This window comes from Stenotrophomonas sp. STK17_22 (assembly GCF_051983905.1).
GTDB lineage: Bacteria > Pseudomonadota > Gammaproteobacteria > Xanthomonadales > Xanthomonadaceae > Stenotrophomonas > Stenotrophomonas maltophilia_A.
In genome coordinates this window covers 4,876,848-4,888,804 of sequence record NZ_CP197010.1, presented here as the reverse complement: position 1 = coordinate 4,888,804, position 11,957 = coordinate 4,876,848, and the positions used below count along the sequence as shown (strand labels likewise).

The following is an 11,957-nucleotide window of genomic DNA, read 5'->3' as shown; positions in this document are numbered from 1 at the left end:
AGAAAATTCCGCCCGGCCCTTGAAAAGAGTGATGGTCATCACAAAATAGACGCTTGGCTGAACAGAAACAGCCGGCTGCACGCGGTCTCATGCCTCGAGACGGCAGGGCGGCAATCTGAGATTGATGGATCAACTTTCAGGGGGATGTCGAGATGGCGACTAAGCACCAAGTGATTTTCTACCCGGTTGGTAACGGGGACACGACGCAGATCATTCTTGATAATGGAAAACGAGTTCTCTTCGACTTCCGTCACAAACAGTGCGCGGAAGAAGAGTCGACACCAGAGATTGATCTGAAGGCAGCTCTCAAGAAAGACCTTGCCGACGCAGGCAAGGAAAGCTTCGACGTCGTTGCATTCACCCACGCAGACAATGATCACATCGAGGGAAGCACTGACTTCTTCTGGCTGGAGCATGCAAAGGTCTATCATGGCGACGGTCGGATCAAGATCGACCAGTTGTGGGTCCCCGCAGCAATGCTCTTGGAGGAGGCCACCCAAGAACAGCAGAGCGAAGAGTTCGTGCTTCTGAGGCAAGAGGCGCGCCACCGTCTGCTGGAAGGAAAAGGCATTCTGGTCTTCTCACAGCCAGAGGCGCTGATGGAGTGGCTGGAGCCCAAGTTGGAAGCACGCGGCGAAGCATTGACGGCCCGGGATCACCTGTTTGTCGACGCTGGCACTGTCGTTCCGGGTTTCACCTTGCAAGAAGACAACGTGGAGTTCTTCTGCCACTCGCCCTTCGTCGAACATTGCGACGATGGGGACATCATCCGCAACTCAGCAGCCTTGGTGTTCAACGTGAGGCTCCAGGCAGACGGCCGCACCTACGACTACCTGGAAGTTGGTGATGCCGACTACTGCGACCTGGAGAGAATTGTCGACATTACGAAGTATCACGGCAATGAAGACCGTCTTGCCTGGGACCTCTTCAACATTCCCCATCACTGCAGCTACAAGGCACTCGGGGCAGAAAAGGGGGAGAAGGACACTGTTCCCTGCGAAAAGGTCGCTGAACTTCTCATGATGGGAAAGAAGGACTCGTACATCGTCGCTTGCTGCAAACCTGTGCCCGACATTAAAGAGTCCTACGAGCAGGTCCAGCCACCCCACATTCAAGCCCGCAGAACCTACGCGTCCTATCTTGAGAAGGTTGGTGGAAGATCCTTCCTCGTCACCATGGAAGAGCCTAACGCCAACAAGCCCAAGCCAATTGTCTTTGAGGTGGCTGCCGCAGGCGTCACATGGACGAAAGCAGCGTCGTCATTTGGCTCTGCGGCCATCGTTGCCTCCCGCCCAGCCAGGGCAGGAGCATGAGCTCGGAGTACTTTGCGCATACATTGACTGCTCTCGACGATCTAGCGGCAGTCACATCGCGTACAAGCGCGATGATCGCAGCTGTCAATGCTCACCGTGACTTCAAGCTCATTGAGGTGATGCGTAGCGCCAAGGTAGATGAGCTGGAGACCGTCTACCTAATGGTGGACGTTGAATGCCACGGTGTGCCCACCCACAATGAATACGGGCTCCGCTTTCGGGAGCGCATGCTTATACATGTACCTCAGGACGATGCGAAGGCAACGGTCGTTTGGTCAATGCGAAAGGACTTTCCGAGGCTTGCACACCAAAACAGCGTGACGTCGCAGGGCCCAGCTCAGCTCTGCTTGTATTTCGAACCGCCCCCCGTTGTCGCTCGCACCTGGACTCCTTCGTCATTTCTTGCTCGGATCCAGTGGTGGATGGAGAAGAATGCCAAGGGCGAGCTGCATCTGGCCGATCAGCCTTTGGACATGCTGTTCTTTGAGTCTCGGCATGAACTGCTGATCCCTTGGGATCTTGACCAACTGGCGGCAAGGGGGAAGCTCAGTGTCATCGCTGCAGCTGCGCGTAAGGACGATGGCTGGACACTGCGCATCGTTGATCAACTGCCTGCCAACAAGTCTCTCCACGCTACTCTGGTCAAGGTAGATCTTGAGCCCATTGAAGGCGGGATGATTGAATGGGATCCGCATACTCTCGGACAGTTGAATGAGCTTTTGGCACGGCGAGGAGCGGACCTGCTTCCGCTTGTAACAGCAGCTATCCAGGCAGCGACGCCTTCAGGCGGACTCACTCGCCAGGATGAGGTTCCGAGCACGCTTGTGCTGCTCTCTGTTCCCATCAAGCGTGCGTCGACTGGCGAGGTCGAAGGAATCACCTATCGCGCCTTCTTCCTTGATGGTGGGGCACTGAAGATCGGAACTATGCTCGGTGCCCTTATCCCGCATGACGGTCGGTACTTCAGCTCAGTTGGTGTTGTTGGAAATCAGCCGCAGGAAGGTTGGGAGTCTATCGGGCTTGATCCAGTCACCGTTCTTTGGGAGAACAGCCCTGAACGTGCACGCACCCAGTCAGGCTTCAGCGATGCAGGGCCGCAAGGCGTATTGATCGGCGTTGGATCTTTGGGAAGTGCTTTGTTGGACCTATGGGTTCGATCTGGCTGGGGTCGGTGGACTGTAGTGGATAAGGATCATGTCCGACCGCACAATCTGTCACGCCACACTGCATTCAATAGACAGATTGGGCTACCCAAGGTTCTGGCAGTCTCCGCGAATGCCAGGGAGGTCACGCGTAACGGTTCGGCTGTGACTCCTCTCGAGGAAGACGTCCTTACCAGTACATCGCCAGAGCTGGCGCAGGCCCTCAGGAGCGCAAACTTGGTCGTAGATGCAACTGCAGACCTAGGGTACCCGCGGGCGTCAGCAGTCGTGGATGATCGATCACGGCATGTGAGCGTGTTCGTAACTCCCACCGGTCGGTCGGGAGTCATGATGCTTGAGGACGTCGCCAAGGAACGGTGCTTGCGTACGATTGAAGCTCAGTACTACCGCGCCATCATCAATTCCGATTGGGGAAGGGCCCATCTTGAGGGCCATCGCGGAGCGTTTTGGAGCGGAGCATCGTGCCGTGACATCTCAATGGTCCTACCGTACTCGAGTGTGATGATTCATGCCTGTCAGTTTGCCGAGAGCATCCCAGTCCATATTGCCAACCCCCAGGCCGCCGCGTTGATCTGGCAGCGAGATTTGAGCGGTCAAACGGAAGCGATAGAGATCCCACTGTCTGATAGGCGGATACACCAAGCAGCTAATGGTCTCTGCATCTACATGGATGAAGGCCTACACGAACATCTGCATGCTCTGCGCGGCAATAGTCTTCCCAACGAGACGGGGGGCATCCTCCTTGGTTACCACGACTTCACGCAGAACCTGCTCGTCGTTGTAGATGCGCTCCCGGCGCCAGCCGACAGTAAGGGTACGCCCGCTTCGTTTGAGCGCGGCGTTGCCGGAATGCCAGAGGCTGTCGCAGAGGCACAGAACCGCACTGCTGGAATCGTTGGATACGTTGGAGAGTGGCACAGCCACCCAGACGGCTGTCCTCCAGAGCCAAGCCGAGCTGATCTTGTGCAGCTGGTCGAGCTCGCTATGGGAATGCACGAAGAAGGCCTTCCGGTAATCCAAGTCATCGTTGGAAGCCATGACATTCGTGTTGTCCAGGCGGAGGTTCAGCCTTGAAAGATCGCCAGATCGATCTAGTGCTGTCCGGTGGAGGCATCAGAGCAATGACCTTCCACTTGGGGGTCATGCGGGCGCTGGCAAGGGCTGGTTGTTTGGAGTCAGTGTCTCGGATATCCAGCGTGTCGGGAGGGAGCCTTATCACCGGACTTGTGCTGCATCGCTCTGGCATGGCATGGCCGACTTCAGAGCGGTTTCTCGAACAGATCTACCCGGCACTCCGCGATGAACTCACCTCACGCAGCCTCCAGTGGGATGCACTCCGCGAATTGTCGAGCCTCTCGAATCTCCGGTTCTTGTTGAGCCGCTCGAATCTCTTGGCAGCTGCACTGCGCCGCCGGTGGGGCATTGAGAACAGGCTTTGCGATCTTCCCGCGACACCTGATTGGTCAATCAATGGGACCAATGCTGAGAACGGACGCCGCTTTCGGTTCAAGCGTGCAGACTTGGGAGATTACCTCACGGGCTACGCAGCTGCGGGCAACTTCCCCCTGGCCAGCGCAATGGCTGTCTCGGCCGCCTTCCCAGGCGGCTTTGGTCCGCTTCGCCTCAGGGCGGACAAATTCAGGTGGAAGCGTCGAGCGAACTGGAGCGGGCCTGCACACGAAACCGTAGACTCCCAGCCGGGCTCTGTAATCCATCTCTACGACGGTGGCGTATACGACAACCTTGGACTTGAGCCCTTCTTTGATGCGGGTAGTGGAGAGCCGAAGGAGCCGAACGGCCACTTCATCCTGGTGTCAGATGCAGGAAGGCCCTTGGATATGGGCTTCAGCAAATACTCTCTGAATCCATTCCGGATCAAGCGCGTGGCCGACATCATGTCTGACCAGTCACATGCACTGAGGGTTCGCTCCTTTCACCACTACCTCTCTAAGAGTGCCAATAGGGGAGCAATGATCTACATCGGCAGTCCAACCAGTGCGGACTCTGCAGATGAGGAGGAGGCAAACTTCGTAGCGAGATTCCCAACAAGCCTTATCAAGCTCACCGCAGCCGACTTCGACAGAATTGCGATCCACGGTGAAAGGCTTACACGCTTGCTCTAGCAGAGCCCAAGGCCTCCATTTCCCTAGAATAGACCCCGTCTGCCGTGAAGAATTTGGTCGGCTCGTTCTGTCACCCCTGACGACCTAAATGCTTACATGGTGGGATTTCTCACAAAAGCCGCCACCAGTTGGAACCGCGCGGGATACTGCACGCTGCGCGCCGCACGGGCGATGCGGATGTGTCCGGACTCCAGTGGCTCGCGCAGGGTTTCCAGCGCGCTGCGGTTCCACTCTGGAAGCTCATCGAGGAAGAGGACTCCATGGTGGGCCAGCGAGATTTCACCGGGGCAGGGCGGATTGCCGCCACCCACCAGCGCCGCCGCGCTGGCGCTGTGATGTGGTGCCCGAAAAGGCCGCTGCCGCCAACGCCGCGGATCCAGCCCTTCGCCACTCACAGAGGCAATAGCGGCCAGCTGCAGCGCCTCAGTCTCTTCGGTATCCGGCAACAGGCTGGGCAGGCGCGAGGCCAACAGCGTCTTGCCGCAGCCAGGGCTGCCGATCAACAGCAGATGGTGTCCACCCGCGGCGGCAACTTCCAATGCGCGTCGTGCATGCGCCTGCCCGCGCACGTCGGCCAGATCGGGCAGCGGTAACGGCGTCGTGTCCACGCGCTCCACGGGTGGCAGCAGGCGCGGATTGCCAAGCCCCGCGCAGCATTCCAGCAGGGTACGGGCCACCCGCACATCAGCATGCTCGGCCAAAGCTGCCTCTGCGGCATTGCCCGGCGGCACCACCAGAATGCGCCCGGCTTCTGCCGCCGCAATCGCCGCCGGCAGCGCTCCGGCTACCGGCCGCAGTTCACCGGTCAGGCCAAGCTCACCCAGGAACTCGTACTGCAGCAGCGACTGCGGATCGACCTGGCCGCTGGCCGCCAGAATGCCCAGCGCAATCGCCAGGTCGTAACGCCCACCTTCCTTGGGCAGGTCGGCGGGCGCGAGGTTCAAAGTGATGCGCCGCTGCGGGAAGTCGAAGCGCGCGCAGAGCAGGGCGGCACGGACGCGCTCGCGCGATTCGCGCACACTGGTCTCGGCCAAGCCCACGATCTGAGTGACAGGAAGGCCGCCAGAGAGATGCACTTCCACCCGCACCAGCGGGGCATCGACCCCGGCGCGGGCACGGCTGTAGACCAGCGCCAGGCCCATGTGTGGTTTCCCGTTTAGAGACATTGAATAGTGCAACAGCAATCGGCGGTCAGCCATCGGGGACTGCATCAGACGCGGCTAGGAAATGCCCTAACGTTGAATGAAAGTTGTGATGGGCAACGCAGCGACGCCCGTCACTTTGGACATTGAAGCAGGCGTTGATCGAGATGTGGGAAGTTGGAGTCAGTAGTCGGGTCCCGGGCAAGCCCGAATCATCGTGTACGAACGCACAGGCGAATCTTCTTTGGTTGATGGAACATCATGGATTCGGGGAATTCCAAGTACCGGCTCTAAAGCGTTGCCTCATAGAAACGGGTCCACGTGACCAAAAGACGAGTAGCGCTAATCGTCAACCGTTGTTCCCGCCAAAGTGACGCATATGGCTGAAAATTAGATGTCCCAATGCGCGGCTGATGGGTGAATATGAAATTCAAGATCTGACCAAAACCCTTTACATCACGGTGTTTGCAAGTCTGCGAGAAAGGAATGGAGCGTCGATAGGAAGAATCAATTGTCATTTCATTGATGTCGGTGAAAGAAGAGTATCCAACACTGAGTCCATCGTGATCCGGAGAAGAACGGTAGAAATCCAAAAGTTCGATGCCTTGTTCTTATCTGCCTATCAGGGAGATTGCGACAGTAATGTCGGTGCGGCGTCTGGCAATTGGATGCCGCTGGTATGCAGTATCTCTGGCGGGCCGAAAGTAAGTCGCTCGTTCCACATGTTGAGAAATTGGTTCTCAGCCTGTGAGTCTCTAAGGATCAGTTTCCGGTTCTGGTGAGTACATGTGGAGCAATGATGTGTGCTGCCATTCCCTGCCGTTGGCGGTGCACGATGAAAATTATGAGAGGAATTTCTATGGCGAAGAAGTGATGGAGTGAGTTCAGAGGCTCAATTGCCCCATCTCCTGGGATCAGGAACATTTCTCCCCGGGGTGGTCTTATCCATCCTTCTCCGCGTACCAATCTGCGCGTCTGATCATTCAGATGCGCAGTGTGCCGCCGATTACCCAACCTTTGGCTGGGGTTGATCGGAAATTCGTAGTCAACCAAGGAGGAATGTCATGAATCGTGTACTGAATCTGCAGCGTTTGGCCTTCGATACCAATGTCAGCCTGATGGGCAATAGCTGCAGCAGCTCCACACACAGCTGCTGTGATGGCAGCGTAGAGGATCCGCGGCTGTAATAGCTGTTGCTGCATGACGTGTCGCCGCCGGCTTCCCAGGTGTCCCGGCTACACCACATGTATTGCCACACCAATCTGATCGATCTACCGCAAGGGATTCATCATCGACGCTATCGACCCAGCGACATGGCCGAGAGTGACTCATCGGCGAATCTCCTATCAGAAAGAGGATCTTTCATTGAATCGAGTTCTCAACTTGCAGAGACTGCTTGTGGAAAACACCGTGTCTGCGCTTGCCAACAGCTGTACCAGCTCCCAGCACAGCTGCTGCGCCACGCCTGTGGAAGGAGAGCGTTAACACAAGAGTCGTCAGCTGATCGTGTGATCCGCCAGCTGTCGTGAGTAAGTGCCAACTCAGGGGGCGCGCTCATCCAGGGACGATGAGCCAAGGAGAGTGACGCTACCTTGAGTCACTAAGGAGAGAAAGAATGAATCGTGTACTGAATCTGCAGCGCCTGTCTCTGGATACCTCGTTAAGCCTGATGGGCAACAGCTCTACCAGTTCGACCCATTCATGCTGCGGCCCCACGGAGGAGCAGAAACTGCAGTAGTTGACCTAAAGGAGGGCGCCGGATATCTGGCGCCCTCCCATGACAATGCCGGCTGCCAGTGCTCGGTTGGAGACTGCGGGCCGATCATCTCCAAGGATAGCGTGTGATGTCTTCCAGAAAACCTACGCTGCGCGAGCTGCGGCATGTTGACAAGGTCAACTTCATCAGCAGCGACGAGCGCTTCTACGAGCCGAACTACGAGCATTACAGGCCGAGCGATGAGCTAGTGTCGATTGTTGATCAGCTTCTAGTGGCGCATGGGCAAGGCTGGGGCATTCGCCGGATCGGAGTGTGGTCCCATGTCTTGCCACTCGCGAGGTCTGGCTCGCGGTCGCTTCCAGCTCAGGGTTGGAAGATCCATTTGTCAGCAATCGAAGATAACTGCAAGCAGATTCTTCAGCGTGTTGCTGAGCTTCTGCTTCAGCGTGATGTGGAGTTTAAGTTCGCCAACGACCGCCGCACGATGAGGATGATGACATCCAAGCGTTGGCCCCGAGGTGGATCTGGGAAGTTCATTACGGTCTACCCGCATACGGAGACTGAGTTCAAAGAACTCATCGAGCTGATGTACCAAGAGGTGGGGGCGAATGTCGGATCTTACATCCTGTCCGACAAGCGCTACAAAGACAGCCGCTGTATCTACTACCGGTACGGCGGCATCATCCAAGTGAACCGTCTGGACTTCATGGGAAGAATGATCCCGATGCTTGTTTCACCGTCAGGAGACCATGTCCCTGATCATCGGACCCCGTACTTCGAGACTCCTGAGTGGGCTCAGGACCCCTTCCCTGCCGAGGAAGAGGAAACAGGGGAGATGGTCTTGAACAACGGTCGCTACTTGATCGAGAGCGCGCTGGGCTTCTCGAACACTGGTGGAGTGTACCTGTCAAAGGACACTCTCACCGGTCGCCAAGTCGTCATCAAGGAGGCCAGGCCCCATGTGGAGCTCTATGAAAATGGCGGAGATGCAACCACCCGCCTGGAAAGAGAGATGTCGAATCTGAGCATCCTCAGTCCGCTGGGAGTCGCCCCTGCAGTCTTGGACTCGTTCTGGGATTGGGAGAATTTCTACCTCGTTGAGGAGCATTTCGATGCTCTCGACATGCGGCAGGTCATGCTCCAGTTCTCGCCGCTGATGACGGTGCGCCCAACGGTGGCAGACAGTGAGAAGTTCTATGGGATGTATCGAACGATCTTCATTAATCTCTTCAGAGTCGTTGATCTGGCGCATAGGGCAGGAATGGTTATTGGCGATCTGTCACCCCCAAATATTCTGGTTAAGAAGGAATCCCTGGAGGTGCGGTTGATTGACCTGGAAGCTGCATTCCGACCGTCTCATGGAGAATCCGACGACATCCATACACCTGGATTCAGAAGCAAGATGAAGAGCAGGACAAAGGTAAGCAGCATCGAGGATGACCTGTACGCAGTTTCGGCGATCATGATGTACTCCATGTTTCCGATCGTGGCGATGGCGTATGTCAGAGACGACCTCTTCGACAACGTCCTTCCCATTCTCGTCCAGGATATCGGCTGGGAAGGGACCCCGGTGCTCGATGTGATTCGTGGTCTCGCGCAGGGACGGATCGATCTTCGCGAGGCCGAAGAAAGGCTACAGGTAGGAGCCTCAATAGATGAGCCGTACGGTATGCGCGAGGCTTCTTCTGAGCCAGTGGAGCACTTGATAGAACGGTTGTCTAGGTTCGTTCTGATGAACTATCGACTGAATTCGAAGTACACGCTGTTTCCTTGTGACCCCTTTGCTCTCTCCACAAATGCAACTAGCTTGGGATTTGGTTCCTCCGGCGTAATCTACGCACTCACACGCGCCGGTGCCGAGGTGGCCAATGAAGTACTCGAGCGGCACTTTTCGGATGCAGGACGTCTTCATGAGGCGAACACAGCGCCCGGTGTGCTGACGGGGCTGGCGGGAATCGGATGGGCCCATTTGGCCATGGGCTACGATTCTGTCGGGCTTGGCTTCATTGACATGGCCAACAGAAGTTCAGTTTCGAAGGGCCAGATCTCGTTCTACTACGGAGCAGCCGGCATCGGAATGGCGAATCTGGCAGCCTTTCTTGCCTCGCAAGTCACGAACTATCTGGAAACTGCCTTAGAGCTCGGTCTGCAGCTGAAATCATCTGCGGTTCGTACGGAGAACGGAATCTATTGGGAGGACGACGGCGTCATTCGAGTAGGACTCGGCTATGGTCAATCCGGAGTGGCGCTTTTCTTCCTCCGGCTGTCTCAAGTGACCGGCGATTCTAAGTGGAGGGCGATAGGAGAGTTGGCACTGGCCTACGACCTGTCGAAGGGAAACGAGCTGGAGGCAGGTATCACCACGTTTGCCGCCGCACCTACTGGCCTAACCACCTACGAACCCTACGTGGAGCAGGGTACCGCAGGCATTATAAAAGTCGCCATCAGGTACGGTCTCTGGGATGTAGTTGAATCTCTGGCCTTGGATCTCTACCGCAAGTATTCCGGATTTCCGGGTCTTATTTACGGCCTTGCCGGATTGATAGACACTCTGGTAGATGCCTATGTGTATTCAGGAGATGCAAAGTACCTGAATCTGGCCAATCGCCCTTATGAGGGGCTGACCGACATCTATGTTTTTGGCGACGATGACACAGCGGCGATACCGGGAGAGAACCTGTTTCGCATTTCCTGTGACTACGCCACAGGTGTTGCTGGGGCTATCCGGGCCTTGCATCGACTGAGTTCGCCGTATCCCGATGAATTCTGTCTGGACATCTTGGACGCCCCCTTCTTGAAGGTGCAGGCAGGCCATCAGCTGGGCCCTACCCTCATGGAAGGGCCTGAGTGGGGAATAGGGCAAGAATGAGTACGCCGAGCGGCAGCACTGCGGTGGATCCTGGCCGCGGCCACACACCATGGCGTGACTTCTCGCGTTTGCTAGGCGAGAACCGGAATGAGTACGTGGCGGTGACGATCACCTCCTGTGCAATTGGTGCATTTGAAGGTCTGATACCTCCCCTCCTGATCAAGGCGATTCTTGATGAGGCGTCGTTGAGGGGCGATTTTTCGCGTTTGATGTACCTGATCCTTGGCTATCTTGCGCTAGGTGTGTCGCTCAACGTGGGTGCCTACGTGACTTCGCTTTGGCAGCAGCGATTGGACAATCGCATTGTGAGGCGAGTCAGTGAGGAACTTCTGCGCGTCTTCTACAGTGAACGCTACGAAGACTTCCTGCGAAACGGAGTGGGATACTACATTTCGCGGATCAGATCTGACGTAAAGGATGGTCTGGTACCAATGCTTGCCTTGGTCAGAGGAGTTGCAGTCAAGATCTCCATGCTTGTGGCCTTGGTCATAGCACTGCTCTACATCTCATGGAAGGCCTTCGCAGTTCTTGCCGCGATCATCCCAATTGCCACGATTGTCAGCTTGGTGGTCGGCAAACGCATCAGTGCTTTGACATCTACGGAGCGGGAAAAGGAAGCCCAGGTTCTGGTTGTCCTTGCCAGAGCTGTTGGAAGCCTGAAGATGGTGGGGACGTTCGGATTGACAAGCAAGACGTTGAGTTCGTTCGATAGAGGCATGCACGGCCTCTTGGATGCAGGCTACAGTCGATTCAAGGTGGTGCGCACACTTCAAGGCGCAAGTGATCTGACGATGGTTCTGTCGGATGTCTGCTCGATATTCGTTGGTGCGATATTTGTCTTTCAGAAGAAGATGACATTTGGTTCGTTCATTGCATTCATGAACGCATTCTGGCGTGCGGCTACAACCCTAATTGCCATCTTCAAGAACTGGGCAGATCTGAAGAGCTACGGCGCCACGGTTCATCGAGTTTCAGGGTTTCTTGAGTTGCGAAAATCGTCTGAATTTAAGTATTCAGAAAGTGTCATAGCCGATCGCTTGTCCTTTAGCTTCGGCCAAACCAGCGTTCTTCGAAATGTATCCACAGTCATTGATCGGGGGCAGAGGGTTCTCGTCACTGGTGACAACGGCTCTGGAAAGACCACACTTGCCAACATCCTCGCGAGGCACCTGCTGCCCACAGCAGGTAGTCTTTCACTGCCTGCACGAATCAGCTCATCCACTCTGCCGCTCGCATTTCCTCCTCTCGCCATAAAGGACCTTGGGGTTGACGTAGAGCTTCTGAAAACACTGGCTGTATTTTCTTCAGAGATTCTTGAGGCCTATCCTGACCAGCTGTCTGCGGGTCAGCAACAGAAGGTTGCCTTGGCCATGGCACTTAGCAAGAGGGCCGATCTCTATGTATTGGACGAGCCACTTGCGAACCTGGACGCCGGCATCCAACGTATCGCCATGGATATGATCATGACGATCACGAAAGGCAAAATACTGATAATGATCATGCACGGCGGAATCGAGTACCGAAATCTGTTTGATACAACTCTTGCGCTTGAGTCAGAGAGTGCTGGGACTATGGATGAGAACGCAGTCCAGCAGGCTTAGTCGGACCCCATGGGCCGGCGCAGAACAGG

The 11,957-nt window shown here is 56.1% G+C and carries 8 protein-coding genes and 1 pseudogene; 8 read left to right on the top strand and 1 reads right to left on the bottom strand.

Annotated features, from left to right (window positions below):
• Window positions 1–152 precede the first annotated feature (152 nt).
• From ACSYS9_RS22755 to ACSYS9_RS22745, 3 genes are read left to right on the top strand one after another with little or no spacing between them, the layout of a single operon-like run.
• The gene (locus ACSYS9_RS22755; protein WP_071227700.1) at window positions 153–1,313 is read left to right on the top strand and encodes an MBL fold metallo-hydrolase; all 1,161 of its coding nucleotides are present in this window, start codon (window positions 153–155) and stop codon (window positions 1,311–1,313) included.
• Window positions 1,310–3,550, top strand: coding sequence for a ThiF family adenylyltransferase (locus ACSYS9_RS22750; RefSeq protein WP_164145931.1), 2,241 nt, complete (start codon window positions 1,310–1,312; stop codon window positions 3,548–3,550). The genes ACSYS9_RS22755 and ACSYS9_RS22750 overlap by 4 nt, the downstream gene beginning before the upstream one ends.
• A 47-nt stretch (window positions 3,551–3,597) precedes the next feature.
• Window positions 3,598–4,599: a patatin-like phospholipase family protein gene (locus ACSYS9_RS22745; protein WP_071227697.1), complete on the top strand. Its 1,002-nt coding sequence runs from the start codon at window positions 3,598–3,600 to the stop codon at window positions 4,597–4,599.
• 116 nt (window positions 4,600–4,715) lie between these two features.
• Here ACSYS9_RS22745 and ACSYS9_RS22740 read toward each other — a convergent pair.
• Window positions 4,716–5,741, bottom strand: a pseudogene (locus tag ACSYS9_RS22740) (YifB family Mg chelatase-like AAA ATPase); the annotation flags it as partial.
• Window positions 5,742–6,154: 413 nt separating this feature from the next.
• Here ACSYS9_RS22740 and ACSYS9_RS22735 point away from each other — a divergent pair.
• The 5 genes from ACSYS9_RS22735 to ACSYS9_RS22715 all read left to right on the top strand — a co-directional run bounded on the left by ACSYS9_RS22735 (window position 6,155) and on the right by ACSYS9_RS22715 (window position 11,928).
• Window positions 6,155–6,523, top strand: coding sequence for a hypothetical protein (locus tag ACSYS9_RS22735; RefSeq protein WP_440568613.1), 369 nt, complete (start codon window positions 6,155–6,157; stop codon window positions 6,521–6,523).
• Window positions 6,524–6,805: 282 nt separating this feature from the next.
• A complete protein-coding gene (locus ACSYS9_RS22730; RefSeq protein WP_197573011.1) occupies window positions 6,806–6,928 on the top strand; it encodes a class III lanthipeptide in 123 nt (40 codons plus the stop codon).
• A gap of 428 nt (window positions 6,929–7,356) precedes the next feature.
• Window positions 7,357–7,479 (top strand): class III lanthipeptide, encoded by a 123-nt coding sequence (locus tag ACSYS9_RS22725; protein ID WP_197573012.1) that lies wholly within the window; start codon window positions 7,357–7,359, stop codon window positions 7,477–7,479.
• 106 nt (window positions 7,480–7,585) lie between these two features.
• On the top strand, window positions 7,586–10,327 hold the full coding sequence (gene lanKC, locus ACSYS9_RS22720) for a class III lanthionine synthetase LanKC (RefSeq protein WP_081352253.1): 2,742 nt from the start codon (window positions 7,586–7,588) through the stop codon (window positions 10,325–10,327).
• Window positions 10,324–11,928 (top strand): ABC transporter transmembrane domain-containing protein, encoded by a 1,605-nt coding sequence (locus ACSYS9_RS22715; protein ID WP_071227696.1) that lies wholly within the window; start codon window positions 10,324–10,326, stop codon window positions 11,926–11,928. Before lanKC ends, ACSYS9_RS22715 begins: the two co-directional genes overlap by 4 nt.
• Window positions 11,929–11,957 lie beyond the last annotated feature (29 nt).